Genomic DNA, 24,521 nt, shown 5'->3' with positions numbered 1-24,521 from the left:
GCGGAATCGACCTGAGGAGGTTCAGGCCTGGCGGTGCGCCGCTGGTTCAGAGGTGTCGACGCGGTCTATCGCAGCCTGTTGGCGTTTGCGGGTCTTGCCGGCTCGCGAAGGGGGCTGACAGATGCCGCAGACATAGTCATGGCTCGGGCTGTGGGCGTGCGCCACGAAGTGGCCGGCACAGCGGGTGCAGGAGGAGAGCTGCAGGAGATCGCTCTCGAAGAAGCGCACCAGGGTCCAGGCGCGGGTCAGGCCCAGGACGGTTTCTGCATCTTCCGCTTCCACCTGCTCCGCGTACAGCCGATAGGCCTTGATAAAGGCTTCCATCCGATCGCAACCAGGATCTTCCTGCAAACGAAGGTAAATGTTGTAGAACAGCGAGGAATGGATGTTCGGCATCCAGGTGATGAACCAGTCGGTCGAGAACGGCAGCATTCCCTTAGGCGGTGACATGCCCCGTACTTCCTTGAATAGGCGTATCAGACGGGCACGGCTAAGGTCGGTTTCGGTTTCCAGGACCTGGAGACGTGCGCCAAGTTCGATCAGGTCAATGGCCAGCTGTACCTGTTGCATTTCAACTAGCAAGCTCTTGCTGGACATGCCTTACTCCTCCGCCGCGGGCGAGACCGCCGGTCGGGAAGCCATCAGCAATGCGGCATGGAGTGGCCCTAGGCCTTGCTCCCGGGGGTTATGGGTTAGCTGGCGTAGATGTTCAGCGCTGTCATGACCAAAGTGGCAAAGCAGTTGGTTGACGCGCGACAGGCGTGTGAGTTGACGAGCATTAAGCTCCTGGATCAGGTCAGCCATCTCGTCATCGATCTTGAGGCGAAATCTTGCCGAAGCTCGATCCTCGTTGATCAGGCGCTGGGCAAGCAAGAGGTAGGCGAGGTTCATTTCGTGAATCTCGCTGACTAAGTTATTGGTTTCCATGGGTTCCCTGTCGTCCGTCAATCTTTTTTTGCTTGGTCTGGGCCTTGGAATTCTTGTTGGCTGGCTGCCCGTGGACCACATTTGGATCGATCGTCTATCAAACGCACGTATTGTCGTTGGCTGAGAAATAGATGCAATAACTCACATTGGGTATCCATGCGTGTTGAGCACGAGGAATGGGTAGGGTCTAATGCAGAAAGGTGTGAAAAATCATGCTTATGCAGCTGTAGCTAAAGAGGCTAACCAAAATTAGATTTTAACAAAAATTTACATTTTGGCGCACAATGATGCGCAGTGGCAGCATTTATTGGTGGGGGTTATTCCGTGGATCGCCTGGTGAGAGTTCGTATACCCACACCAGCAGCTCTGCAATGACCTGATAGAGTCGTGGCGGTATAGCCTCGTCCAGGTCCAACTGCATCAGCAACCCGACAAGCTCTGGGGCATCATGCACATGAATCCCCTGGCGCCGGGCTTCCGAGATGATGCGCTCGGCGAGCTCACCATAGCCTTGTGCGATGACCCGCGGGGCGCCTTCACTATCGTGATAGGCCAGTGCGACGGCCTGGCGACGTCCTTCCTGGTTCTGATGGGTCATGACAGCTGTCCCTCGACCGGGCCGTTCAGGTCGATCCGGACCTCTTCGAAACCGTGACCGGCGAGTCGAGACCTCAGGCTTTCAATACCTCCCTCGAGCTGACGACGAGTGAGCTCTTGAGCGGCATTCAGCTCGATCTCCACGCTATGGGCCTGCATCCATAGCGATGCCTTGACGCGTCCCAGGCCGGCGATGTTTAGGTCGATCTCTGAGCGCCAGCCTTGTTGTTCAGCGTCGCGGTTTTCCGTATTGCGCTTTTCGCCACCCGTCCGGTCTTGGTGACCGGGAGGAACCTGGATCATCAACGCCATGAACAGGCCGCTCCAGACGTCACCTTCCCAGCGCAGGGCGGGCGTTACCAGCATTTCGAGCTGATGGCGGACGATTCCCTGCAGGCTCTCGTGAACGGCTTGATTTGAGCGTGAGCTGGTCTCGGGAAGTGGTTCGCGCGGGTTAGGCGTGGCACCGTTATCGTTTCCGGTAGTTGAAGGGCTCGAGGTCGGGACGGCGTGAGGCGGCGCAGTGGTAGAGCCTGCGACATTGGCTGCTGGTTGTGACTGTGGCGAGGAAGCCGGGACGTTAGTCGGGTGGGGAGCGGCAGGTGAGTGAGTGCGACTGGAGAATAAGGGGGCAAGCAGGAAGGGAGAGTGGCGATCGCTACCGAGATTATTTGACGAGTTTGCTCCATGGCCACCCCCTGAGGGGATGAAGTTCAGGGAGCGCCACATCTGCGGTTCGCGTTCGAGTTGCTGACGTGGCAGCTCTCCCTTGAACCAGCGGGCCAGGTGCGACTCATAGAAGAGTCCGCTGTGACGGATGCTGTCTTCCAGGCGAGTCGCCAAGATGGTTGGGGCTGGCATCGGTTCGCGGGGCATCAGTGGCATCGCCGTCGTCACGACAGATGGCGGAGCGGGAAAGCGGACGAGTAGGTCGGCGATGGTTCGTGCTGATGTGCTGAAATGGGTCTGCGCCGAGGCGGGAGGATGACCTTGTGGCGGCATTGTCCCAGAAGTGGCACCTGACCGCTCTCGAGAGGTCCGGCCCAGTTCCGGCAACCCAGGCGAGTTGCTTCGGGCGTCAAGGCGCGAATCACTGTGCAAGGCTTTTGGGGCCTCTGCGGGAGAGGTTGGCTTGACCGGCTGGTTCAAGTCTTGGGCAGGCGGGGTGTCGACCCGTTTGCCCAGCACTTGATGCAGCAGGGTGTCCAGCAGAGGCGTTATACCGCTCACGGGGATCTCTTGGTGAATCGCATGTCGGCGGGTGTGGCTGTGGCTTGCTCAACAACGCCATAGGTCCGTCGCAGGTTCCGTTGGCGTTGCGTAGCCCCGATCAAATTGCCAAGCTCTTCTCGCCGCTCCATCAAGTGTTGGCGGATCTCGAGATCGTTTTCCAGGATCTGCTCGAGCAGCCTTGCCTTGCGATCCCGGCCGTCGGTATCGAGTTGAAGCTCGGCATCGAGTTGTATCAGCTGTTCCACTTGCACGACGTAGTGACTTTCCTGGTCGATCAGCGCGGCCCAGTCGGCATCTCGTGCCAGAGCCAGCATTCGCTGCGTGCGCGATAGCAGCGTTTGGTACTTTTCTAGCAGCGCCAGCTGGCGGGTCGACTCAACAGCGCACTCCATGATCAGCCCCTCGCCCCGTGATCACCGATGTCTCGCCACGCCGAGGCGATATCGTTCAGCAGCTTTTCGGCCTGGTTGAGGCGCTCGGTATCGTTGTGCAGGTTGGCCGATAACAGCAAACGCGCCACATAATCATAGAGTGAACCGAGCTGCGCAGCGATTTCTCCCCCTTGTTCCGTATCCAGAGCGGCCGCCAGGCCATTGTTGACAATATCCAGTGCTTTGGAGATTGCCTTGCCCTTCTCGGATGTATTGCCATCCTGGAGGTGGATTCGGGCGGTGCGTATCGCCGCCAATGCACCATCGAATAGCATCACGATCAACTGGTGGGGGCTGGCGGACATCACGCCGCTTTCGACGCCCACCTTTGCGTACGCACTGGCGCCGCGGCCGTAGGCAGCTGCTCCTCGCATGGCACTCATGGCTTTTCTTGCTCCTCTCTGAGACGGCACCGACGCAATGTCAGAAGGAGGTGCCGTGACGCTACGTAGTCTGACAAGGATCCGGCTGAATGTACTCTCGAATAGCCCTTGTCATATGATGTAGTTCAGGTTATCGGCACGCTCTTTGGCAACTTTAGGCGGATACGGGGAGTTCCTCCTGGATACTTCCGAGACGCTGCAGACTGGCTCCTCGTAGGATATTGCCAAGGGCCGGCCCGGGAGGCTCTGCTGAGTGCGTGAGTTGCACCTGTTCAGGAGAGCCATGAGCGTCATGAGCTTGAATCCATGCCAGCTGGCCACTGCCGAAGCGTACCAGTGAACCGACTGGGTAGAGGCCAAACCGTTTGATGTAGCGCTTGACCCAGCGCTGATCGAACTGTTCTGGCTGGCTCAGCAGATATCGATAGATGGCGTCAATCCGCCACGCAGGGCGGTCCGGACGGTCTCGCCGCATGGCATCGACGGCATCCACGACTGCAGCGGCTCGAGCCAGCTCATGGAGATCGTTGCCCGCAAGGCGGCGAGGGTACCCGCTGCCATCCAGGCGTTCATTGATGTTGTACGCCACCGATTCGAGGATATTGGCTGAGAGCCAATGGCAGCGCCCCATGCGGTCTCTCAGTGCCTCCACATGGCGCCCCATTTGCTGGCGTTGTGGCTCATCGGGGTGCTGCAGCTGCCATAGCTCGGCCGGCAGCAGTGCCTTGCCCAGATCATGAACCATGGCACTCGCCACCATGGTCTTGCACATTTCTCGTGGAAGGGATGATAGGCCAGCCAGCTCCAGCAGGCCGACACTGACCCCGAGGCTATGGCTCACTAGCCTGGGTTCATGCTGTAGGCAGCGTGTGGCGAAGAGAAGCCCCTGGCGGTCCTCATCGTGAAGTAGCAACAGGCGGTCGGCGTGTCGTGATAGCTGAACCGAGTCGACTTCCCCGCCCTGTTGGAGTTCGAGCAGTTGCGCATCCAGGTAGCCGGCGATACGTGCCAGGCGTCTTGCCATGGGCGTTGGGTAGGCTTGATTGTTGCGTCGGCCCACTACGGGTGGTGTGGAAGTCCGGGGCTGGAAGAGCAGTGATGGCAGGCGTGTCCCTTCTCCGCCTTTGTCATAGCGTGCCGCCTCGCGCTCGATCTCGCGAACCAGGAACCACAGTTGCCTTTCACGCTCACCGCTGAGGGTGTCGAAACGAAAGCCACTCAGTATGACTTGGCGTTCGGTATCCACTTGCTGATGACGAGGTGTTGCGTGAACAGTGAACCGGGTGTCATTGGGAAAGCAAAACTCCACCTCGTGAGGCGGATCGCTATCTGCCAACAAGGCGCCGGCGGAGAGCGACAGCTCGAGTTGGCAGCCCTCTAGCGAGAGGTCTTTCAGATCCCCCTGGGCCGACTCTCCCGCTTTGCCGCGCAGGATGGCACCGACTTCCATGCCCAGCCTGAGACGTGCGCGAAAGGATTCTCGGCGTTGTAGTACTTCCAGGTGATGGGGGAAGGGGCAGAGGCACATCAGGCGGCCATCCGCCTCATGGCATTCCGTCATTGTGATTGCCGGGGTGCGTAGCATCTTGCCTTGAGCTTGCCCCAGGAGTCGAAACTCCTGGCCGCGTTTCAGCTCGCCGGCCATCTCACGGATGGCACTGATGTCCAGTTCCAGGGCTTCCCCCGGGTGTTGCTCCATGACAAGCACCGGCAGTGGCTGGCTGCCGGGGGTGTTCACCTGAAGCGATGCCCCGCCGGGTTCAATCAAGGCTTCCAGTAACGCCTCAATCTCGGAGGGGCTCTCCACGCGCGCGTAGCCATCCTGTTGCTGCGACATCCTTGCCTCTTGTGTGTAAGGTTCTTCTTGGGCCTCCTATCGGCTGTTGGAGCGTCTTCTTGAGCTGCAGGCTCTTCTTTTCCTCAAGTCTCGGCTCAGATGGTCGATATGAATTGACTAGTATAAGGGTAATCTGAGCAGCGAGCTTGCCGGGAGTTTTCCATGTCCGATGATGGTGCTGGATTACCGCCACACCCCCCTTCAGGAAACGGCGAGGTCGACAACTCGGCCCTGACATACCATCCGGCTGTGTTGGCCCGCCTTGCTGTGGAGCATGCGCCGATGGCCTTGGTGGTGCTCGACGCGCAAGGCAGGGTGCTCTGGGCCAATCCGGGCTTTCTGGAATTGGTCGGGGCGGCAGAAGAGGTGCTGGTAAACAAGCCGCTGACGGATAAGGTTCGAATGGTGTCATGGTTGCCGATTCCGAACCAACGCAATGCGGAATCGGTCAGTCAGCAGTGGCAGCGCATATGGCTGGCCAGTGAGGGCATCGAATCCCCCAAAATAGTCCTGATGGCCGAGGTCAGCCCTGAGTCGGCTCCCGCCGGTGTCGCCAGGATGCTGGCTTTCGTCGATCTCCGGGCAGGTCAGGCGGGAGAACTCCCTCCCACGGCGGATCCGCATACTGGTCTTGCCAGCCAATGGGTTTTCGAGGACCGGATGCGTCATGCAATGGATCGAGCCGATCGGCACGATCAGTGCTTGGCTGTGTTGTTGATTCGGCTGGATCGTGCCGAGGATGTCCGGCAGGTCTATGGTGAGCCGGTGATGCAGACGCTGCTGCCGCAGATAAGCCGTCGCCTGATGGGTACCCTGCGGACTGAGGACAGCGTCGCCTATCTCGGTGATGACCACTGGGGCGTGTTGATAGAGCACCCCGTGTCTCCGGAGAGCCTGCAGGCTGCCGCACTTCGCTGTCTAGAAGCCATGGAGGCGCCATTCAAGCAGGGACGACCACCATTACTGCTCACGCTATCCATCGGCATCGCCATGTATCCGGACGATGGCAATTCAACAGAGCAGTTGATGGCCAATGCCGGTCAGGCACTGAGTCGGGCGAGTCCTGCCAGTCATGTTTTCCACGATCGAAGCATCAAGCGCATGCTTTCGCAGCGTATGGCGCTGCGATCCTGTCTGCAGGAGGCCTTGCTGTTTCCCGACCGTCATTTTGTTGTGGTCTACCAGCCGCAGGTTGACTTGGCGAGTGGCTGCTGTGTGGGCGTCGAGGCGCTCGTGCGGTGGCGTCATCCTCAGCGGGGTGTTCTCCAGCCTGTCGACTTCCTGCCGCTGGTGGCGGAGATGGCGCAGATGGTCAGGCTCGATCGCTGGGTCATCGAGCAGGTCATCGCTCAGCACCAGCGCTGGCAGTCGGAAGGCGCGCTCTCGGCGGATCTAAGGATATCTATCAACCTCGATGCCAGCCTGCTGGAGCCCTCTGCCTTTGACGGTCGTCCGCTCGATCGTTTTCTGCGCGGAATGGCCGATGATCTGGGCTGGCTTAGCCTGGAGGTCGATGGCTGGGTGCTCTCTGAACAGGTCGAAGGCCATAGCCTCCTGCTGCGTCGCCTTGCGCGCATGGGGGTGCAACTGGTAGCCGACAAGCTGGGAGGAGGGCATCTGGATCTGGTTCGCTTGGCCATGCTGCCTATTGCCCGAGGCAAGATCGAGCGCGAGCTGGTGCATGGCCTGACGGACAGCAGTGCCTTTGCGCGCCAGGCGCTGGGTGCGCTGTCGCAGTGCCTCACTGCGCTGCAAATAGACAGCATCGTGGTAGGCGTCGAAACAGCCGAGCAGCTCAAGGTGGCGCAGCAAAAAGGGGTCGATCAGGTCCAGGGAAACCTGCTCGGCTCGCCAATGGCCGCATGCGAGCTGGCAGTGTGGTTGGGGCGCCTTCCTGGTCTGAAGGTGCTCCCGAAGCCTTGATGTACGATCCGCGATAGGTGTGTCGGCGGTCTTCCTTTGCAGGAGGGAGGGATTACCGCTAAGCGATCAAGCAGAGGTGTTCAGGCGTCTCTGCCCTGTCATCGTCCGTCCGTCAGGCGCATAGACGGATTTTTCGGCAATGCTATGTATGTAGTCCAGCATCTGTTGGTTGTGTGTCATGCGTAGCCTCGCCAGGCGACCGTTGCGCTCATTCAGGCGAGCGGTGTCTGCCGCCAGTTCAAGGGTGGCTTGCCACTGGTCAAGGCAACCCACATCCATGGCTGCCTGGCGTGCACCGTCTCCGCCCATCGCATAGCCAAGTCTCAGCTGGACCCGGACACGATTCGACTCGGTGTCTTCGAGACTCGATAGCAGCTGGGATTTTTTCTGCGCGATATTCTCGAGTTGCTGGCCGTCAATGGTGCCGCTGATCAGCTGCGCCTGCTCATTTTCGAGCAGCCGGTTCAATGCACCCAGCCGAGACTGTTGTTGCTCGAGGAGGCGGCGAAGGCTCATGCGTTGTCGCCCTTGGCATCCAGCAGATCCTTGACGCTCTCGATCAGGCCGTCGGCAATGCGGTCGGCGCGCACGTCCAGTCGCCCTTCGCGGATGGCGTCTCGAAGCTCTTCAACACGTGCGGTATCAATATCCTGACTGACATCGGTGGCAGCCTGGCTCAGATGGGTCGTGGCAGACGGGCCATCATCCTGCGTGTGAGTCGGGTCTGTCCCTTGGGCTTTGCGAGGCTCGTTGAGCGGCTCTGTCTGGCCAGGACGCGGCAGGGGGTGGTGATTGTCGACTTTCACGGTGGTGACCTCGTGATCGATATGTTGACGAGGATATCGGCCGTTGAAGGGGTAACTTTAGCGATGTGGCTGCTCTACTGGCGATTTTGCTGCCGAAAAGCTTAAAAGTCCACGGTCAGGCGCCCTTGATCGACAACCCTTGCCTCGAGGATCTCGCGGTCTGGAAGGCGCACCCGCACGTATTCTCCCTTGCCACCGGGTTCCAGTGCCTCGGCTTCTCGCGCAATTCGGAACCCCGAGCCCTGGGCTTCGATTACCACGCGCTGTCCTCGTTTGACCAGTTGGCGGGGTCGCAAGTGATGGTCTTGTAGGGTCATACCGGCTGCCAGAGGTCGTGTGGCTTCCTGGCCGATCGCCTCGTCGGGGTCGAGGATGGACTGGCGTGGCAGTCGGCTTAGGTTGCCTAGGCGTTCAACAAGGTGCTCTGGGCGTACTGTCTCGCCGGCCTTGATATCCCGTGCAGTCTCGACGTAGCGGCCGGTGATATGAATCTCAGCCTGAAAATAGCGTACCTGGCGCCCCTGGTCGCCACAGCGCACGCCAACCGAGACGCGCCCGGCCGGTCTGGTGGAGGTGTTGGGCAGAAAGGGGGTGGGGTTCTCACAGGCCGGCAGAGTGGCGCGTGACGGATGTACTTCGATCATAACCTCCTCCCCCGACGCGCTGGCCTGCGCATAGAGAAAGGCGTGAATCTTGGCCAGCATGGCTGCTTCATCAGCCTGGCTGGGCCCCGCCAGTAGCAGCACGGCGAGCACCAGGAGGCGTGCGACGAGCGGGAAACGGTGGGGTGGCGGGCAGTATCGGGGCATGTCGAGGCCAGGGTAGGAGCTATCGTGATGATTCTAGCGGGCGTCTGCGTGATGAAACTCGTGAATTGGCCCCCCGAATGTTGGCTGTTCGGGGCTTTGTCATGACAGGAGCTTGGCTAAGCTCCACCGTCGACTCATACCTTTTCGGGAGTGCCGGGATGATCGATCGGCTCGAAGCCTCTTTGAATTTCCATCAGCAGGCCCTCGGGCTGCGTCAAGAGCGCCAGAAAGTGCTGGCGAGCAATATCGCCAACGCGGATACGCCGGGTTACAAGGCGCGCGACATGGATTTCGCGAGCGAGTTGCAGAAAGCCGTCAAGCAGGGTGGTGACAGTAGTGGACTGGCGCTGTCGAAAACGTCCGCGCGTCATATCGAGGGTCAGGGGCTTCCTGGCTCGTCTCGTGATCTGCTGTATCGGGTGCCCGATCAGCCAAGCCTCGATGGCAACACCGTCGACATGGATCGCGAGCGGACTCAGTTTGCCGATAACTCGGTACGCTACCAGTCGGCGCTGACGATTCTCAACAGCCGTATCCAGGGTCTCAAGAAGGCCATGCAGCCCGAATAATCAGGAGTGACCGCATGTCGATGTTCTCCATCTTCGATATCTCTGGCTCGGCCATGAGCGCCCAGTCACAGCGCATGAATGTTACTGCCAGCAACCTGGCGAATGCGGATAGCGTATCGGGCCCTGACGGTGAGGCTTATCGCGCCAAACAGGTGATGTTCGAAACCCGCGCGCAGTCACGTGACGGTATTGGCGGCGTAGGGGTCCGCGAGGTGGTCGAGGATCCCTCGCCGATGCGCATGGAGTATCGCCCGGGCCACCCGTTGGCCGACGAGGAGGGGTACGTGACCATGCCCAATGTTGATCCGGTAGGCGAGATGGTCAACATGATCTCGGCTTCTCGCTCCTACCAGGCCAACGTCGAGGTCATGAACACCAACAAGCAGCTGATGCTCAAGACGCTGACGCTGGGGGAGGGCTAAGCCATGGCGGCCACCATCGATAACAGTGTGCTCACAGGCATCAATGGGGTCGGCGCGACCCGCGGGGCGTCCAGCACGCGTGCCAACGGTTCCCAGGCGCTGAACGACAACTTCATGACCATGATGGTCGCCCAGCTGAAGAACCAGGATCCGCTGAAGCCGATGAACAACAGTGAGATGGTCTCTCAGCTGGCCCAGATCAACACGCTCAACGGCATCGAGGACCTCAACGGGACCCTGCAGGGCATCGGCAGCCAGATCGATGCCGGACGTGCCCTGGAGGCCGCCGGCCTGATCGGCCAGGGCGTGCTTGTGCCCGGCGACCGGGTGCTGGTGGGACGTGATACCGAGGGCAACGTGAACGCCACGCCGTTCGGTATGGAGCTCAGCGAGCCGGCAGAGAACGTCAAGGTCACCATCACTGACGGCGCAGGCCAGGTGGTGCGGCGTTATGACATCGGCTCCGTGGATGCCGGGGTCTCCTCCTTCCAGTGGGATGGCGAGACCGACCAGGGCAACTTCGCTCCCGACGGTGCCTACCGCATTGGTCTCGAGGCGACCCAAGGCGGCGAGGAGCTTTCAATCGATGCCCTGAACTACGCCATGGTCAACGCGGTGACACCCACCGATGAGAGCGGCGGGTTCGCATTGGACCTGGGCGCCGTGCAGGGGCAGGTCGGCCTGTCCGCTATCAAGCAGATTCTCTAACGAATAACTACCGCTTTCGCCTTACGCAGAGGGAACATCATCATGGGTTTTTCACAAGCGCTCAGTGGCCTGAATGCCGCCGCCTCCAGTCTGGACGTCCAGGGCAACAACATCGCCAACTCTCAGACCGTGGGCTTCAAGAGCTCCAGCGCCCAGTTCGCCGATGTCTTCGCCAACTCCAAAATCGGTCTGGGTACGCGCATGTCAACGGTGCTGCAGGATTTTGGTGAGGGTAACCTGGAGAGTACCGGCCGCGAGCTCGACCTCGGCATCAGTGGCGAGGGTTTCTTCCGTTTCATGCAGAACGACCAAGTGGTCTACTCCCGCAACGGCCAACTCTCCATGACCTCGGATGGCTACCTGCAGAACGCCCAGGGCGCGCGGATCATGGGCTACGGCGTGAATGCCAATGGCGAGGTGCAGACCGGTGGGCAGCCGCAGGTGATTCAGGTCGGTAGCGAGGAGATGGAGGCAAGCGCTACTTCTCAAGTAGGGACAGTTTTCAATCTGGACTCTCGGGAAGTCGCAGGAGAGGATCTTGATCAAGCCCGAGTTGTGACTGACGTAAGTAACCCTGATAATCCTGTGGCTCAAGAGCAGTTGGATTACCATTTTTCTAACAATTTCACAGTCTATGATTCTTTGGGGAATCCTAGAAATATTTCCATATATTATGAAAAGCGTCCAGAGGCCGAGAACTCTTGGTTAGCGAAAGTGGCCATGGATGGTTACTATGATATGACGTCTGATCCTGTCGGGAAGGCTGCTGGTGAAGTGTCCGTTCCTGCAAAGGAAGCTGGAGATGCTGCCAATGATTCCTATGATCAACTTCTGCGGAGTGCTAATGATGTAAAATCTGACCTTGATAGCTTGAAGGGTGCGTTGGATGCTGCGGCAGCTTCAGCAAATACGGCTGGGGCTACTAAGGAAGATATCAGTAAAGCCGTGATGAGCGCTGCATCTCAGTTTATAACCTCTTCTGGCACTACACTGAGTGAAGTTCTTGATAAATATCTTAATGGCGAGGACGTGGGGTCTGGTGAGGGGAGAGTTCTATCGGCTTTTGTGGAGAGTGTTGAAGCGGATATAGAAAGTGCTGGTGACGCAAATGCTGCTAAAAGTGCTGTTGATGGAAGTGATCCGATGACTGACGGTTCCGTTATTGCAGAATTTGATGCATTTTTGGCTGCCAGATCTAAACAGATTGTCGAGAGTGTTAATCCACAATATGCTGGAGTCGCGCAGAGTGCTGCTGAAGTGATTCTTAGTGGTCGTGCTGCAGGAGATGCTATTGATCAGCAGATTGTAAATGCTAATGCCACAGATCTTGATGGTGATGCAGATACACTTGCTTCACTACAAAGCCTTTTGAGCGTGCTTGCTGACGATGTACTTTCTGGGGTTGATGACAACGACGTCATTGATGCCGTAAATGGTGTGGAAGCGGCTGCTCAGTCTGCTACCACGCTCACAGCTGCAGTTTCAAATGCCGTTGCTGCAGACCCAGGAGAGGCGTTTGAAGCGTTTGGGACTAATGATTTCGTGGTTGAGTTTGACCAAAATGGCTCTTTGTCTCGTGTTGGGCAGCCCCGGCTTGCTGAGGGTGGAGGGGTTGAGTATGTGGATGCGAGAAATAATACTCCTTCAGTGAACTTTTCTAGTTCAGAACAGACACCTTTGGCAGGGGCTCCCGCTGATCTAACCTTTGACATCGACCTTGCTGGTGCTACTCAATTCGGCAATACCTCTCGCACCACCGATCTGCAGCAAAATGGCTACACCTCTGGCGCCTTTGTGGGCATCAGCATCGAAGGCGACGGTACCGTGGTGCGTAACTACTCCAACGAGCAGTCGGTGGCGGCGGGCCAGATCGCCATGGCCAGCTTCCGCAACCCCGAGGGGCTGAGCCCAGAGGGCGATAACGCCTGGTCGGCGACCCAGGCCTCCGGCCAGGAGCTGGTCGGTGCGCCGGGCACCGGCCTGCTGGGCAGCATCGAGTCCGGCGCCATCGAGACCTCCAACGTGGACATGGCCCGGGAGTTGGTGGACATGATCGTCACCCAGCGTGCCTACCAGGCCAACTCCCAGACCATCAAGACTCAGGACGAGGTCCTGCAGACCGCTATCAACCTGCGCTGATCGCCTCGACGGAGACTGAGTCATGGATCGCATCCTCTATACCGCCATGAGCGGGGCCAGGCAGAGCATGGAGCAGCAGTCGGTGGTGAGTCACAACCTCGCCAATGTGGACACCGCCGGCTTCCGTGCCCAGTTGCACGCCATGCGCGCCGTGCCGGTTCAAGGCGATGGTGCCCTGGCGACTCGCGTCTCGGTGGCCGCCTCCACGCCGGGCGCAGACCTTGCGACCGGCTCGATCAACCAGACGGGACGCGCCCTGGACGTGGCCATCGATGGCGATGGGTGGCTTTCCGTCCAGGCGCAGGATGGCAGTGAAGCCTATACGCGTCGTGGTGATCTCCAGGTAGACGGTAATGGCCTCTTGACCAGCGTCGGGCGTCCCGTGATCGGTGAGGGGGGGCCTATCCAGGTCCCGCTGGGGGCTCAGGTCTCCATCGGGGCAGATGGCACCATCAGCACCCTTGGTGCCGGTGAGGATCCCGATGCCCTGGTGCCGGTGGGACGCCTCAAGCTGGTCAATCCGCCCGAGGGAGAGCTCGCGCGCGGCGATGATGGGCTCTTTCGCGCCGGGGGCCAGAATGCACCGGCGGCACTGCCGGCCGACGAGAACGTGCGACTCGCCAGCGGCGCACTGGAGGGCAGCAACGTCAGCGCCGTGGACGCCATGGTATCGATGATCGACGTGGCACGACGCTACGAGATGCAGACCAAGGTCATCAGCACCGCCGACGAGAACGCGCAACGCGCCAATAGCCTGCTGTCGCTGCAGGGTTAAGCGCCAGAGTCGTCACCATCTATCGAGAGGAACCCGGAATGATCAAGTCACTCTGGACCGCCAAGACCGGCCTGGAATCGCAGCAGGTCAAGCTTGATGTTATCTCCAACAACCTGGCTAACGTCAGCACCAACGGCTTCAAGCAGTCTCGTGCCGTGTTCGAGGACCTGCTATACCAGAACATGCGCCAGCCCGGTGCCCAGAACAACATCCAGGATCGTCTGCCTTCCGGCATGCAGGTCGGCACGGGCGTTCGCCCGGTGGCCACCGAACGACTCCACACGCAGGGCGGGTTGGAGAACACCGGCAACTCCCGGGACATGGCCATCAACGGCAACGGCTTCTTCCAAGTGCTCATGCCGGATGGTTCCACCGCTTACACCCGCGACGGCAGCTTCCAGCTCAACGAGAACGGCCAGATGGTCACGGCCAACGGCTATCCCCTCGAGCCGGCGATCATCCTTCCCGCCAATGCCCTCTCGGTATCCATCGGGGAGGATGGCGTCGTTACTGTGACTGAACCGGGCAGCAGCCAGGACAATCAGGTGGGCCAGATCACGCTGTCCACGTTCGTTAATCCGACCGGCCTGGAGAGCATGGGGGGGAATCTCTATGCCGAAACGACCTCCTCTGGGCCGCGCAACGAATCCATGCCCGGAATGAATGGTGCGGGCCGTCTCTTTCAGGGCTATGTCGAGACCTCCAACGTCAATGTGGTCGAGGAGATGGTCAGCATGATCCAGACCCAGCGGGCATACGAGATCAACAGCAAGGCGGTGCAGACCAGCGACGAAATGCTGGCTCGCCTGACCCAGCTGTAACCAGGAGAGGCGCGGCATGCTGGGGCGGAGAATGGCGAGACGGAAAACTGACGGACGATGGCGCAAGAGCGAGACTGGCATGCGGCTGCTGATGGTGGCCGTGGTGCTGCTGGTGCTGGGGGGCTGCGCGCAGATTCCGCGTGCCTCGGTGGTCGGTGAGCAGGAGCGCATCGAGATTCCCGATCGGCCGGCGCCCAAGGCCAATGGTTCCATTTACCAGGTCGAGCGCGGCTATAACCCGTTGTTCGAGGATCGACGGCCACGCATGGTGGGGGATATTTTGACCATCGTTCTGGACGAAGAAGTCAGCGCCAGCAAGAGCAGCCAGTCCAACGCCGATCGCAGCGGCGCCTCCAGCCTCGAGCTGGCCCAGCTGCCCGATGCCCTGGAGACGCTCGCCGAATATGGCTTTGACGTCAGTGGCAATAGCGACTTCAGCGGCGGCGGTGGGTCCGAGGCCAATAATTCCTTCACCGGTACCATTACCGTCTCGGTACTCGAGATCATGCATAACGGCAACCTGCGGGTGCGAGGCGAGAAGCAGATTGCTATCAATCAGGGCACTGAATTCATCCGTTTCTCGGGCGTTGTCAACCCACGAACCATTACGGCCCAGAATGCCGTGCCCTCCACCTCGGTCGCCGATGCACGTATCGAGTATGTTGGCGATGGCTATATCAATGAAGCGCAACACATGGGCTGGCTGCAGCGTTTCTTCCTCAACGTCTCGCCCTTCTAGGTGATCTGATGTGTGTTGATAGAATGGCGAAAAGAGCTTTCAGGTGGCTCCTGCTATCGGCCATGCTCATGCTATCGGCGATGCCAGCGCAGGCCGAACGGATACGCGACCTGGCATCTTTTGGCGGCGTGAGAGACAACGTGCTGGTGGGTTACGGCCTGGTGGTCGGGCTGGATAATTCGGGCGATCAGACCACACAGGCGCCGTTTACCGGACAGAGTCTTTCCAACATGCTCTCGCAGCTTGGCATTACAGTTCCCCCGGGAACCAACATGCAGCTGCGCAACGTGGCCGCTGTGATCGTCACGGCTGACTTGCCTCCGTTCTCGCGACCCGGTCAGCGTCTCGACGTGACCGTATCGTCCGTGGGTAATGCCCGAAGCCTGCGCGGTGGAACGCTGCTGATGACGCCTCTCAAGGGCGCTGATGGCGATACGTACGCCATCGCCCAGGGGAATCTGTTGATTGGCGGTGTCGGTGCTGAAGCGGGCGGGAGTAGCGTTCAGATCAACCAGCAGGCCAGTGGTCGCATTGCCGGTGGTGCCATGGTCGAACGCGAAGTACCCCTCGATCTGGGCGCCAACGGCGGACTGCTCGAGCTTGAGCTCAAAGAGGCAGATTTCGGCACTGCCCAGCGTGTGGTGAGTGCGATCAATGCCGAGTTTGGCCAGCCCGTGGCGGCCGCCCGCAATGCTCGCGTCATTGCCCTTGATGGCCCGCAGAATGCCAATTCTCGCGTCAACTTCATGGCGCGCGTCGAAAATGTCCAGGTTACGCCCAGCGAGGCCGCAGCGCGGGTAGTGCTCAATTCGCGCACTGGCTCCATCGTCCTCAATGGCAAGGTGATGCTGCGCCAGGCGGCCGTGGCCCACGGCAACCTCTCGATTGTTATCGACACGGACGTGGGCGTCAGCCAGCCCAACCCCTTTGGGGGCGGCGAGACCGTGGTGGTCGAGGACACCGAGATCAGCATCGAGCAGCAGCCCGGCACCCTCAAGGTCGTCGAGGGCGCCAACCTTCTGGAGGTGGTGGACGCCTTGAACTCCTTGGGCGCTACGCCCGCCGACCTGATGTCGATTCTCGAGGCGCTCAAGGCCGCGGGATCACTGCGTGCCGAGCTGGAGATCATCTGATATGAGCCTGGGAAGCAACATCGACGGCCAGTTCGCCCTGGACATGCAGGGCCTGCAGCGGCTCAAGCATACGGCCCGGCAGGATCCTGCCGGAGGGGCCGGGGAGGCCGCCAAGCAGTTCGAGGCGCTCTTCATCCAGATGATGATGAAGAGCATGCGTGACGCCATCCCGACCGCGGGGCTCATCGACAGCAAGCAGACCGAGTTCTATCAATCGTTGCTTGACCAGCAGTGGTCACAGACCCTCGCGAATCGCGGCATCGGCCTGGCCGACAAGCTGGTCGCGGAACTTGATGGATACGGGGTCGAGCCTCATCAGCGGAGCGATGCGATGGCTGATATCGAGTCGCTGGTGGCGGGGATTCCCCGAGGCACCCCTAGGGTACTGACCGATGCTATCCAGCCCGGGACCGTCGATGACAAGGCGAAAATGCCCGAGCAGTTCCTCGACGAGCTGATGGCCATTCCTGCCGGCACTGCCCAGGCCAACCAGGCAGGCGATGCGCGCGAAGCAACGCGCGCTGAGTTTCCCGTTCATGTGCGAACTTTCCTCGAGCGCCTGGAGGCGCCTGCGCAAGCGGCTAGCCGGACCACTGGCGTGCCGGCTGAGCTGATCCTGGCCCAGGCGGCCCTGGAGACCGGCTGGGGCCGCCACGAGATACCGCGTAGCGACGGGGGGAACAGCCACAACCTCTTCGGTATCAAGGCCGGAAGTCGCTGGCAGGGTGAGACGTCCGAGATCACCACGCATGAGGTGGTTAACGGCCAGCGTCAGCGTATCCGCGATGACTTCCGCGTCTATAACTCCTTCGAAGAGGCCTTTACCGATTACGCCAGGCTGATCGGCGAGAACCCTCGCTATGCCTCGGTGACCACTGCCGGTAGCGCCGAGCAGGCGGCGAGGGAACTTCAGCAGAGCGGCTATGCGACGGATCCATCTTATGCCGACAAGTTGATTGCCGTGATGGATACCATGGGGCCGTTGGCGGGTCGCACGACATTGGCGAGCAGCAGTGTCACGTCCCCTCCTACCGCCTCGTTTTGATCAAGCGCTCAAGTTTGTCGCTGCTGTGCCGATAACTTTTCTATCGGCTTAAGGAAATCCTGCCATGAGCATCTTCTCCACGGGACTGAGTGGCCTCAATGCGGCGCAGAACGCGCTGAGCACCACCAGCAACAACATCAGTAACGTCTATACACCGGGCTATAACCGTGAGGTGGCCGTTCTCGGTGAAAGTCGTACCGACGGTGGCGTGCAGGTCAACGACATCCAGCGTCAGTTCAACCAGTACGTGGCCTCTCAGCTCAATGCTGCGACCAGCAAGTCCAGTGCGCTGGAGGCCTATCGCACGCAGGTGGATCAGATCGATAGCCTGTTGGCGGATCGGGATGCTGGCCTGGCACCGCTGATGCAGAACTTCTTTTCGGCCATGGAGGATCTGGCCAGCGCCCCTTCCGACCCGGCGGCGCGCCAGGGTGTGCTGGGTGCTGCCGATACGCTCAGCGCCCAGTTCCGCTCTTTCGATGGCTACCTGCAGGACATGCAGGAAGGCATCAACGGCCAGATCGCTGACGAAGTCACCCAGATTAACAACACCACCGAACAGCTGGCCGGCATCAATCGGGAGATCGTGCTTGCCCGGGCGCGGACCGGCGAGGCCCCAAATGGCTTGCTCAATCAACGCGATCAGCTGGTCAGTGAGTTGAACGAGCGCATTGATGTCCGGCTCAATATCCAGGACGGCAAGACCTATAACATCAGCCTGCCCAACGGCCAGCCGTTGGTGGCCGGCACCAACCACTACAAGCTCCAGGCAATGGACTCGCCCGCCGACCCCCAGCGAACCGTGCTGGGCTACCAGGACTCCGGCGGCAACTTGATGGCGCTGAACGAGGATACCGTGACCGGCGGCACCCTCGGCGGACTGATGGACTTTCGCGCCGAAACCCTGGACAAGACCCAGAACCAGATCGGCCAGCTGGCCGTTTCGCTGGCGGCCGGACTCAATGCCCAGCACCGGCTGGGGAGTGACCTGGAGGGTAAGCAGGGTGGGGCACTCTTCACCTTTGGTGAGCCTCAGGTCTATTCCGATGCCCGTAATAGTGGTGATGCCACCGCGACCGCCAGCTTTAATGAGGCTGATCTGGGTGGACTTCGCGCAACCGACTTCACTGTGCGTGTTGTTACAGATGCTCCGAGTGATGCCAGCGGATTCGAAGTGTTCCGCAAGGATAGCGGTGAAACAGTTGATGCGACATTCGCCGGTAGCATGTTGAGTTTCGGTGGCGTCCAGGTGGAGCTCCAAAGTTTGGCAACGGCTAAAGAGGGCGATCGCTTCGAGGTGCAGCCGGTACGTCGTTCGGCGGCGAATCTTGAAAGTGCCATCCGCGATCTGGACAAGATTGCCGCCGCCTCGTTGGTAGAAACCGAGGGTAACCTTGGGGTGCGTAATGTTCTGGCTGCTGATGATCCTCTGACTGCGATCTCATCGGATGGTTATGAGCTGACTGTGCAGGATGATGGTACGTTCACGCTGTCGGGTGGCAGTTCCGTTATGCGCGATGGTTCTGCCCTTACAGCGGGGAGTGACACGCTGCAGGCGGGTGATCGCCTGACCATCGACGGTGTCAGCTTCACCCTTGCCTCGCTACCGGCATCAGGCAACGAGGCCAGCCTGGAACTCCGGAAAGGACAGTTCGGTTCCGGCAATAATCAGAACGCCCTGCGCATGCAGGAACTGCAGGAACAGTCACTGGTCGGCGGCAATGCCTCCTTCAGCGGCGCTTACGGGGCCATGGTCAGCGACGTCGGCAACCGCACCAATATCGTTCAGGTCAACTTGGACGCTCAGCAGGGCCTGACCGACCAGCTGCGGGCCGTCCAGCAGTCCGAGTCTGGCGTCAACCTGGATGAAGAGGCCGCCAACCTGATCCGCTACCAGCAGTATTACCAGGCGAACGCCAAGGTGATCGAGACGGGTAGAACCGTGATTGACACTATCCTCGGCCTGCGCAACTGATCCCAGGAGAGCTCCTAGATGCGTATCAGCAGCGTTACCATGTTCGAGCAGAGCGTCTCGTCCATGAACCGCCAGCAGGGCGAGTTTCTCAAGGTCAGCCAGCAGATCGCCAGCGGTCGGCGGGTGGTCAATCCCTCCGACGACCCTCAGGCGGCGTCTCGCGCCGTGGGTGTCGACCAGGCCAAGGCGGTCACCCAGCAGTATGCTGACGCCAGGGTAAGCGCACGAAATTCTCTCTCGCAGACTGAGAGTGTGCTTAATAGCGTCAACGACGCGATCGCCAGCGCCAAGACGCTGATGGTGCAGGCCTCTAGCGACACCCTGAGCGACGCCGATCGTCAGTCGGTGGCCTCCGAACTGCGTGGCATCTACGAAACGGTGATTGGCCAGGGCAATGCCACCGACGGTAACGGCCGCCACCTGTTCGGCGGCTATCAGGACAGCTCTGCGCCTTTCGTCAAGAAAGCAGATGGTGCCGGCGGCGAATACATCGACTACGTCGGCGACAGCAACACCCGCGAGCAGCGCATCGATGCCTCGCGGCTGATGAAGGTCAGCGAGAACGGTGAGTCGATCTTCAACAGTGTCCCCAGCGGTGCTGGCTATGTGGCCGAAGCCGGCAAGTTCAATGCCCAGGGCGAGCGTATTGGTGATAATGCCGGCAGTGTGACCTTTTCTGGGCCTCAAGTCATCGACAACGGAAACAGTGACTACGGCGAGTCGTTCCGTGTCGTCTTCACCAGCGATACCGAGTACAGCGTAGAGAAGGAAAACACGACGGGGGGCTGGGATACGCTGACCAGCGGCAATACCTATGATCCAGCATCCAGCAGCGTTTCTGCTGGTGGTCTGCGCCTCGAACTCAAGGGCGAGGCTGTGGCTGGCGATACGGTCGAATTCGCCCCGGCCGACGAAATGAATACCAACCTCTTCCAAACCTTCGAAAAGGCCCTGAAGGTGCTGGAGAACGAGGCCGGTAACCCTGTCTCGCCCGAGCGTAGTGCTGAACGCCGTAACACTTTGAACACGGTGATGCGCGAGTTCGACAATAGCCTGGATAACGTGCTGACCAAGCGTGCCGCGGTCGGCGCGCGTCTCAACGAGCTTGATGTGGTCGACAGCGTGGCCGGCAATCGCATGCTCAACTACGAGCAGACCCTCTCCGACCTGGTCGACCTCGACTACGCCCAAGCAATCTCCGACTACAGCCTGCGCCAGGTGGGCCTGCAGGCGTCACAGAAGACCTTTGCCGACATGAAAGGCATGTCACTCTTTAACTATCTCTGACATTCGGTCCCTGATGACCATGGTCGCTTGCACTCTCAACCATGGTCTTTTTGCCGCTCTGGCGCCTTTCATGGCCGGAGCGGTTTTTTTTAGTTCGCGATGGGCAGCGGTGCCATTGTTTCCAGCAGATTCTGCAAGAAGGCCAGTCCCTGGCTGAACAGACGCTCAAGGAAGCTGCCGATATCGGTCATCAGTACCATCATCAGAATCAAGCCGACCGTCAGTGACGTCGGGAAGCCGATGTTGAAAACCGTGAGCTGGGGGGCCGAGCGGTTGAGGATGCCCAGCGACAGGTTGATGATCAGCAAGGCGGCGACCAGCGGCAACGCAAGCAGCATGCCCGCTGTATAGATAGTGCCGCCGTAGCGGGCCAACATGATGAAGGCTTCTGGATTGAAGCGGCCGATGCCGATCGGCAATGTCTGGAAGCTGGTGACCACCACCTCGAGAACCATCAGGTGGCCGTTGAAGGCCAGGAACATCAGCAGCGTGACCATATAGAGGATCCGTGACAGCACCACCATGTTGGTGCCGCTCGAGGGATCGAAGAAGGTAGCAAAGGCCAGGCCCATCTGCAGGCCGATGAACTCTCCCGAGGCCTGCACAACGGCCAGCATCACTCGTACCGTGAGGCCGATGGCGGCACCGATCAGCAGTTGCTCGACCAAAATGCCCAAACCGGCCCAGGAGAAGAGTGGCACTGCAGGCATGGGCGGCAGCACCGGCGCGATAACGACCGCAACGGTACCTGCCAGGGCAAGCTTTGCCTGGCGCGGAATGCTGGAATGTCCCCACAGCGGGGCGCTGAGCATCAGTCCAGTGATGCGTGCGAAGGGCCAGAGAAAGGTCACTAGCCAACTTTGGAGCTGATCAAAGGTGACCTCTACCATCAGCGGACGTCCTGCCTCACGAGATCATGGCAGGGATGTTGCCGAACAGCTCGATGGTAAAGGTGGTGATCAGCTTGAGCAGCCAGGAACCGCTTAGTACCAGGACCGCAAACACCGCGAGGATCTTGGGGATGAACGAGAGCGTCATTTCGTTGATCTGAGTGGCGGCCTGGAACAGGCTGACCAGCAAGCCCGTAGCCAGCGCCGTGAGCAGCAAGGGTCCGCCAAGCAGTAGCGTGACGCGCATGCCCTGATAGGCGATGTTCATCACCTCTTCCGGTGTCATGTCGGCTTCCTCGGAGTGTGTTCAGAAGTAGAAGCTTTCTGCCAGCGATCCGATGATCAGCTGCCAGCCGTCCACCAGTACGAACAGCATCAGCTTGAACGGTAGCGAAATAGTGATCGGCGGCACCATCATCATCCCCAGCGACATCAAGACGCTTGCCACTACCAGATCGATAATCAGAAAAGGGATAAAGATGGTGAAACCGATCTGGAACGCTGTCTTCAGCTCGCTGGTGACGAAGGAGGGCACCAGTATGCGCATGGGCACATCCTCGGGCCCCTGCAGGTCGCCGATGTCGGCCAGGCGCGCGAACATCGCTAAATCAGGCTCCCGAGTCTGGGCCAACATGAACTCGCGAAACGGGCCCTGGGCCCGCTGTAGAAACTCATCGAAGTTGATTTCATCGTTGGAGAGGGGGGCCCAGGCTAGCTCATGCACCTGCCCCAACACTGGCGCCATGATGAACAGGGTGAGGAACAGGGCGAGTCCCAGCAGTACCTGGTTGGGCGGCGTCGCCTGAGTGCCCATGGCCGTTCGCAGCAGGCTCAAGACGATGATGATGCGCGTGAAGCAGGTCATCATCAGCAGCACGGCAGGCAGGAAAGCCAGTGAGCTGAGCAGCAGCAGGGTCTGCAGTGACAGCGACCACTGCTGTCCGCCATTGTCCAGAGGACGGCTGACGATGCCGGGAATCTGCTGTGCCAGCGCCAACGTGGGCGAGGCCAGCAATATCGCCATGGCTAACGTCACCAGCAAGTGCCTTGACGCCACGTGTCTCACACCTTCCCCCGTCGTCCCAGTCCGGCATTGTGCCGGAGGGCCTTGGCGAAACGTGTACTGAAAGAGTCTTCCGACTCAAAGCCTGGCCCGGCCGTGTTGTCTGTCGCCTGAGATTCTTCCGGGGCGGGCATGTCATGCAGCTTATTGACCTGTCCGCCGCCGACACCGAGGACCAGCCAGGTACGGTCTACCGCGACAATTACCACGCGCTCCTTGGTCCCCACTGCCGCGCTACCCACGACTTTCAGGTGACGGCCGTGGCGCTGATGAGGTAGTCCCCAGCGGCGCAGCACGGCGGCAGCCACCAGAATGACCACCAGGATGAGCCCCAGCGCGGCAGCGGTCTTGCCAAGGGTGGCCATGCCGATCAGGGTCTCTCCGCCGGTGAGGGCGGCATCCAGGCCACCCTGGGATTGTTCGGGTATTGCTTCGTTCATCGGTTGAGCTTCTGGACCCGCTCGGAGGGCGTGATGATCTCTGTGATACGGATGCCATACTTGTCTTCGACAACCACGACCTCACCCTGAGCGATCAGGTAGCCATTGATGAGGATGTCCATGGGCTCGCCCGCGAGACCATCCAGCTCGATTACCGAACCCTGGGCAAGTTCCAGTAGCTGCTTGATGGTCAGCTTGGTACGTCCCAGTTCGACGGTGAGCTTGACCGGGATATCCATGATCATTTCCAGGTCGCGCCCCTTGGCAACTCCCTGCGCTCCCTCGAGGGGACGGAATACGCTGTTCCCTGCGGACTGGGCGTTTGACGTTGCGGTGGGTTCTTCGGCCTGCTGATCCTGCTCGGCGGATTCTGCGGCTGCCTGTTCGGCCATCGCCTCCGCCCAGGGGTCATCCTCGTCGCTGCCAGTAGCATCGTCCTGCTGCTCCGACATGGCGGCGGCCCAGTCGTCTTCGCTGATGCTTTGATCAGGATTTTTAGGATCGGGTTTGTTGGGATCAGTCATGAGGGGATTCCTTGGATTGCGGCCGTGACCCTTTCACGAAGGCATCTGTCGGCGCATGGTCGGCGGCATGGTCGAAGATGCGAAGCACGCGCAGTGCCCGCTGTTCATGCTGGCTGCCGTATTCACACTCCATCACGGGCACACCATCCACGCTGGCCATCACCGTGTCGGGAAGCTCCATGGGCAGCACGTCACCGACCTTCAAGGCCATGACATGGGCGATGCGGCTCGCGATATCGGTAAAGTTGGCGACCAGCTCAACCTCGGAATGACGTATCTCGCCGGCAATGCGCTTGGTCCAGTTGCCGTCCTGATCCTGGCTGCCATCGCTGAGGGGGTTGGTTAGCAGGTCACGCAGCGGCTCGATCATGGCGTAGGGCATGCAGATCTGGAAACTGCTGGCGAGGTTGCCCACCTCGAGATTGAAACTGGTATTCACCACGATCTCGTTTGGCGAATTGGTGATGTTGGCGAACTTCGATTGCATCTCAGAGCGCAGGAAGCTGATCTCGAGCGGGTAGACGGATTTCCAGGACTCGCTGTAGGCGTCGATGGCCAGCTGCAGCAGTCGCTGGATGATGCGCTGTTCGGTATTGGTGAATTCGCGACCTTCCGACTTGGTCACGAAGCGTCCGTCACCGCCGAAGAGGTTGTCCACCACCATGAACACCAGGCTGGGAGGAAATACGATCAAGGCCGAGCCTCGTAGAGGCTTCATGGCGATCATGTTGATATTGGTGGGTACCGGCACATTGCGGGAGAACTCGCTATAGCTCTGGTAGCGTACCGAGTCCACGGTAATATCGGCACTGCGGCGAATCAGGTTGAACAGCCCCATGCGAAAGTGGCGCGCAAAGCGCTCATTGATGATGTCCAACGCATGCAGGCGTTCACGGATGATGCGGTGCTGGGAGGCAGGATCATAGGGGCGCACGCGGGAAGCGCCGTTGCTCTTGGCCTCGGGCTCGTCGTCACCACTCACGCCCTTGAGCAGCGCATCGATCTCTTCCTGGGAGAGCAGATCATCTTGGGACATGGTGTCTTG

General features: G+C 59.9%; 28 protein-coding genes. 12 read left to right on the top strand and 16 right to left on the bottom strand.

Annotation, left to right across the window (positions count from 1 at the left end):
• Positions 1-21: 21 nt before the first annotated feature.
• The 7 genes from flhC to FHR95_RS02065 all read right to left on the bottom strand — a co-directional run bounded on the left by flhC (position 22) and on the right by FHR95_RS02065 (position 5,408).
• Positions 22-597, bottom strand: coding sequence for a flagellar transcriptional regulator FlhC (gene flhC, locus FHR95_RS02095; protein WP_040187045.1), 576 nt, complete (start codon positions 595-597; stop codon positions 22-24).
• Positions 598-600: 3 nt separating this feature from the next.
• Complete coding sequence (flhD, locus tag FHR95_RS02090; protein ID WP_183313172.1) at positions 601-927, bottom strand: flagellar transcriptional regulator FlhD; 327 nt, start codon at positions 925-927, stop codon at positions 601-603.
• Between the two features lie 304 nt (positions 928-1,231).
• A complete protein-coding gene (locus FHR95_RS02085) occupies positions 1,232-1,525 on the bottom strand; it encodes an EscU/YscU/HrcU family type III secretion system export apparatus switch protein (protein WP_040187043.1) in 294 nt (97 codons plus the stop codon).
• Positions 1,522-1,836, bottom strand: coding sequence for a flagellar hook-length control protein FliK (gene fliK, locus FHR95_RS02080; protein ID WP_183313171.1), 315 nt, complete (start codon positions 1,834-1,836; stop codon positions 1,522-1,524). The genes FHR95_RS02085 and fliK overlap by 4 nt, the downstream gene beginning before the upstream one ends.
• Positions 1,837-2,750: 914 nt before the next feature.
• Positions 2,751-3,149: a flagellar protein FliT gene (fliT, locus tag FHR95_RS02075; RefSeq protein ID WP_183313170.1), complete on the bottom strand. Its 399-nt coding sequence runs from the start codon at positions 3,147-3,149 to the stop codon at positions 2,751-2,753.
• A 2-nt stretch (positions 3,150-3,151) separates the two neighbouring features.
• On the bottom strand, positions 3,152-3,571 hold the full coding sequence (fliS, locus tag FHR95_RS02070; protein ID WP_183313169.1) for a flagellar export chaperone FliS: 420 nt from the start codon (positions 3,569-3,571) through the stop codon (positions 3,152-3,154).
• A 154-nt stretch (positions 3,572-3,725) separates the two neighbouring features.
• Positions 3,726-5,408: an HD domain-containing phosphohydrolase gene (locus tag FHR95_RS02065; RefSeq protein ID WP_183313168.1), complete on the bottom strand. Its 1,683-nt coding sequence runs from the start codon at positions 5,406-5,408 to the stop codon at positions 3,726-3,728.
• Between the two features lie 162 nt (positions 5,409-5,570).
• Between FHR95_RS02065 and FHR95_RS02060 the strand changes: the two genes are divergently transcribed.
• Complete coding sequence (locus tag FHR95_RS02060) at positions 5,571-7,331, top strand: sensor domain-containing phosphodiesterase (protein ID WP_183313167.1); 1,761 nt, start codon at positions 5,571-5,573, stop codon at positions 7,329-7,331.
• A 66-nt stretch (positions 7,332-7,397) separates the two neighbouring features.
• Here FHR95_RS02060 and FHR95_RS02055 read toward each other — a convergent pair whose 3' ends face one another.
• The 3 genes from FHR95_RS02055 to flgA all read right to left on the bottom strand — a co-directional run bounded on the left by FHR95_RS02055 (position 7,398) and on the right by flgA (position 8,946).
• Positions 7,398-7,847 carry a flagella synthesis protein FlgN gene (locus FHR95_RS02055; protein WP_183313166.1) on the bottom strand — a complete coding sequence of 150 codons (450 nt, stop codon included), beginning with the start codon at positions 7,845-7,847 and terminating at the stop codon, positions 7,398-7,400.
• On the bottom strand, positions 7,844-8,137 hold the full coding sequence (flgM, locus tag FHR95_RS02050) for a flagellar biosynthesis anti-sigma factor FlgM (protein ID WP_183313165.1): 294 nt from the start codon (positions 8,135-8,137) through the stop codon (positions 7,844-7,846). The genes FHR95_RS02055 and flgM overlap by 4 nt, the downstream gene beginning before the upstream one ends.
• Positions 8,138-8,238: 101 nt before the next feature.
• Positions 8,239-8,946 (bottom strand): flagellar basal body P-ring formation chaperone FlgA, encoded by a 708-nt coding sequence (flgA, locus tag FHR95_RS02045; protein WP_183313164.1) that lies wholly within the window; start codon positions 8,944-8,946, stop codon positions 8,239-8,241.
• Between the two features lie 158 nt (positions 8,947-9,104).
• On the opposite strand from flgA, the gene flgB reads away from it, so the two are divergent.
• From flgB to flgL, 11 genes are all read left to right on the top strand, one after another.
• Positions 9,105-9,515, top strand: coding sequence for a flagellar basal body rod protein FlgB (flgB, locus tag FHR95_RS02040; protein WP_183313163.1), 411 nt, complete (start codon positions 9,105-9,107; stop codon positions 9,513-9,515).
• Between the two features lie 14 nt (positions 9,516-9,529).
• Positions 9,530-9,937, top strand: coding sequence for a flagellar basal body rod protein FlgC (gene flgC, locus FHR95_RS02035; RefSeq protein ID WP_040187020.1), 408 nt, complete (start codon positions 9,530-9,532; stop codon positions 9,935-9,937).
• A gap of 3 nt (positions 9,938-9,940) precedes the next feature.
• Positions 9,941-10,645, top strand: a complete 705-nt coding sequence (locus tag FHR95_RS02030; protein WP_183313162.1) for a flagellar hook assembly protein FlgD — start codon at positions 9,941-9,943, stop codon at positions 10,643-10,645.
• Positions 10,646-10,687: 42 nt separating this feature from the next.
• On the top strand, positions 10,688-12,784 hold the full coding sequence (locus FHR95_RS17235; protein ID WP_281380720.1) for a flagellar hook-basal body complex protein: 2,097 nt from the start codon (positions 10,688-10,690) through the stop codon (positions 12,782-12,784).
• 22 nt (positions 12,785-12,806) lie between these two features.
• On the top strand, positions 12,807-13,559 hold the full coding sequence (flgF, locus tag FHR95_RS02015) for a flagellar basal-body rod protein FlgF (protein ID WP_183313161.1): 753 nt from the start codon (positions 12,807-12,809) through the stop codon (positions 13,557-13,559).
• A gap of 38 nt (positions 13,560-13,597) precedes the next feature.
• Positions 13,598-14,380: a flagellar basal-body rod protein FlgG gene (gene flgG / locus FHR95_RS02010; RefSeq protein ID WP_183313160.1), complete on the top strand. Its 783-nt coding sequence runs from the start codon at positions 13,598-13,600 to the stop codon at positions 14,378-14,380.
• Positions 14,381-14,459: 79 nt separating this feature from the next.
• Positions 14,460-15,119, top strand: coding sequence for a flagellar basal body L-ring protein FlgH (locus tag FHR95_RS02005; protein ID WP_183313159.1), 660 nt, complete (start codon positions 14,460-14,462; stop codon positions 15,117-15,119).
• 62 nt (positions 15,120-15,181) lie between these two features.
• On the top strand, positions 15,182-16,252 hold the full coding sequence (locus FHR95_RS02000; protein WP_281380719.1) for a flagellar basal body P-ring protein FlgI: 1,071 nt from the start codon (positions 15,182-15,184) through the stop codon (positions 16,250-16,252).
• Position 16,253: 1 nt separating this feature from the next.
• Positions 16,254-17,297, top strand: a complete 1,044-nt coding sequence (gene flgJ / locus FHR95_RS01995) for a flagellar assembly peptidoglycan hydrolase FlgJ (protein WP_183313157.1) — start codon at positions 16,254-16,256, stop codon at positions 17,295-17,297.
• 64 nt (positions 17,298-17,361) lie between these two features.
• Complete coding sequence (flgK, locus tag FHR95_RS01990) at positions 17,362-19,272, top strand: flagellar hook-associated protein FlgK (protein WP_183313156.1); 1,911 nt, start codon at positions 17,362-17,364, stop codon at positions 19,270-19,272.
• Between the two features lie 18 nt (positions 19,273-19,290).
• A complete protein-coding gene (flgL, locus tag FHR95_RS01985; RefSeq protein WP_183313155.1) occupies positions 19,291-20,559 on the top strand; it encodes a flagellar hook-associated protein FlgL in 1,269 nt (422 codons plus the stop codon).
• 89 nt (positions 20,560-20,648) lie between these two features.
• Here the strand turns inward: flgL and fliR are convergent, their stop codons facing one another.
• From fliR to fliM, 6 genes are read right to left on the bottom strand one after another with little or no spacing between them, the layout of a single operon-like run.
• Positions 20,649-21,449, bottom strand: coding sequence for a flagellar biosynthetic protein FliR (fliR, locus tag FHR95_RS01980; protein ID WP_183313154.1), 801 nt, complete (start codon positions 21,447-21,449; stop codon positions 20,649-20,651).
• A gap of 16 nt (positions 21,450-21,465) precedes the next feature.
• On the bottom strand, positions 21,466-21,735 hold the full coding sequence (gene fliQ, locus FHR95_RS01975) for a flagellar biosynthesis protein FliQ (protein ID WP_183313153.1): 270 nt from the start codon (positions 21,733-21,735) through the stop codon (positions 21,466-21,468).
• Positions 21,736-21,756: 21 nt separating this feature from the next.
• A complete protein-coding gene (gene fliP, locus FHR95_RS01970) occupies positions 21,757-22,473 on the bottom strand; it encodes a flagellar type III secretion system pore protein FliP (protein WP_183313152.1) in 717 nt (238 codons plus the stop codon).
• 38 nt (positions 22,474-22,511) lie between these two features.
• Positions 22,512-22,952 carry a flagellar biosynthetic protein FliO gene (gene fliO / locus FHR95_RS01965; protein ID WP_183313151.1) on the bottom strand — a complete coding sequence of 147 codons (441 nt, stop codon included), beginning with the start codon at positions 22,950-22,952 and terminating at the stop codon, positions 22,512-22,514.
• Positions 22,949-23,476: a flagellar motor switch protein FliN gene (fliN, locus tag FHR95_RS01960; RefSeq protein WP_183313150.1), complete on the bottom strand. Its 528-nt coding sequence runs from the start codon at positions 23,474-23,476 to the stop codon at positions 22,949-22,951. Before fliN ends, fliO begins: the two co-directional genes overlap by 4 nt.
• Complete coding sequence (fliM, locus tag FHR95_RS01955; protein ID WP_183313149.1) at positions 23,469-24,512, bottom strand: flagellar motor switch protein FliM; 1,044 nt, start codon at positions 24,510-24,512, stop codon at positions 23,469-23,471. The genes fliN and fliM overlap by 8 nt, the downstream gene beginning before the upstream one ends.
• Positions 24,513-24,521: the final 9 nt, after the last annotated feature.

The sequence above is a fragment of the Halomonas fontilapidosi genome, assembly GCF_014192285.1.
GTDB classification, from domain to species: domain Bacteria; phylum Pseudomonadota; class Gammaproteobacteria; order Pseudomonadales; family Halomonadaceae; genus Halomonas; species Halomonas fontilapidosi.
Note: the sequence above shows the minus strand (reverse complement) of the source record. Positions and strands in the feature narration are given on the sequence as shown.

Excerpts from the sequence above, each read along its gene's own strand:
- FHR95_RS02055 (WP_183313166.1), bottom strand. The coding sequence starts at position 7,847 with ATGAGCCTTCGCCGCCTCCTCGAGCAACAACAGTCTCGGCTGGGTGCA.
- FHR95_RS02065 (WP_183313168.1), bottom strand. The coding sequence starts at position 5,408 with ATGTCGCAGCAACAGGATGGCTACGCGCGCGTGGAGAGCCCCTCCGAG.
- flgF (WP_183313161.1), top strand. The coding sequence starts at position 12,807 with ATGGATCGCATCCTCTATACCGCCATGAGCGGGGCCAGGCAGAGCATG.
- fliP (WP_183313152.1), bottom strand. The coding sequence starts at position 22,473 with ATGGCGATATTGCTGGCCTCGCCCACGTTGGCGCTGGCACAGCAGATT.
- FHR95_RS02085 (WP_040187043.1), bottom strand. The coding sequence starts at position 1,525 with ATGACCCATCAGAACCAGGAAGGACGTCGCCAGGCCGTCGCACTGGCC.
- FHR95_RS17235 (WP_281380720.1), top strand. The coding sequence starts at position 10,688 with ATGGGTTTTTCACAAGCGCTCAGTGGCCTGAATGCCGCCGCCTCCAGT.
- fliN (WP_183313150.1), bottom strand. The coding sequence starts at position 23,476 with ATGACTGATCCCAACAAACCCGATCCTAAAAATCCTGATCAAAGCATC.
- flgL (WP_183313155.1), top strand. The coding sequence starts at position 19,291 with ATGCGTATCAGCAGCGTTACCATGTTCGAGCAGAGCGTCTCGTCCATG.
- fliR (WP_183313154.1), bottom strand. The coding sequence starts at position 21,449 with ATGGTAGAGGTCACCTTTGATCAGCTCCAAAGTTGGCTAGTGACCTTT.
- fliO (WP_183313151.1), bottom strand. The coding sequence starts at position 22,952 with ATGAACGAAGCAATACCCGAACAATCCCAGGGTGGCCTGGATGCCGCC.
- fliT (WP_183313170.1), bottom strand. The coding sequence starts at position 3,149 with ATGGAGTGCGCTGTTGAGTCGACCCGCCAGCTGGCGCTGCTAGAAAAG.
- flgJ (WP_183313157.1), top strand. The coding sequence starts at position 16,254 with ATGAGCCTGGGAAGCAACATCGACGGCCAGTTCGCCCTGGACATGCAG.
- FHR95_RS02000 (WP_281380719.1), top strand. The coding sequence starts at position 15,182 with ATGCTCATGCTATCGGCGATGCCAGCGCAGGCCGAACGGATACGCGAC.
- flhC (WP_040187045.1), bottom strand. The coding sequence starts at position 597 with ATGTCCAGCAAGAGCTTGCTAGTTGAAATGCAACAGGTACAGCTGGCC.
- flhD (WP_183313172.1), bottom strand. The coding sequence starts at position 927 with ATGGAAACCAATAACTTAGTCAGCGAGATTCACGAAATGAACCTCGCC.
- flgA (WP_183313164.1), bottom strand. The coding sequence starts at position 8,946 with ATGCCCCGATACTGCCCGCCACCCCACCGTTTCCCGCTCGTCGCACGC.
- fliK (WP_183313171.1), bottom strand. The coding sequence starts at position 1,836 with ATGGCGTTGATGATCCAGGTTCCTCCCGGTCACCAAGACCGGACGGGT.
- flgC (WP_040187020.1), top strand. The coding sequence starts at position 9,530 with ATGTCGATGTTCTCCATCTTCGATATCTCTGGCTCGGCCATGAGCGCC.
- FHR95_RS02030 (WP_183313162.1), top strand. The coding sequence starts at position 9,941 with ATGGCGGCCACCATCGATAACAGTGTGCTCACAGGCATCAATGGGGTC.
- fliS (WP_183313169.1), bottom strand. The coding sequence starts at position 3,571 with ATGAGTGCCATGCGAGGAGCAGCTGCCTACGGCCGCGGCGCCAGTGCG.
- FHR95_RS02005 (WP_183313159.1), top strand. The coding sequence starts at position 14,460 with ATGCGGCTGCTGATGGTGGCCGTGGTGCTGCTGGTGCTGGGGGGCTGC.
- FHR95_RS02060 (WP_183313167.1), top strand. The coding sequence starts at position 5,571 with ATGTCCGATGATGGTGCTGGATTACCGCCACACCCCCCTTCAGGAAAC.
- fliQ (WP_183313153.1), bottom strand. The coding sequence starts at position 21,735 with ATGACACCGGAAGAGGTGATGAACATCGCCTATCAGGGCATGCGCGTC.
- flgB (WP_183313163.1), top strand. The coding sequence starts at position 9,105 with ATGATCGATCGGCTCGAAGCCTCTTTGAATTTCCATCAGCAGGCCCTC.
- fliM (WP_183313149.1), bottom strand. The coding sequence starts at position 24,512 with ATGTCCCAAGATGATCTGCTCTCCCAGGAAGAGATCGATGCGCTGCTC.
- flgG (WP_183313160.1), top strand. The coding sequence starts at position 13,598 with ATGATCAAGTCACTCTGGACCGCCAAGACCGGCCTGGAATCGCAGCAG.
- flgK (WP_183313156.1), top strand. The coding sequence starts at position 17,362 with ATGAGCATCTTCTCCACGGGACTGAGTGGCCTCAATGCGGCGCAGAAC.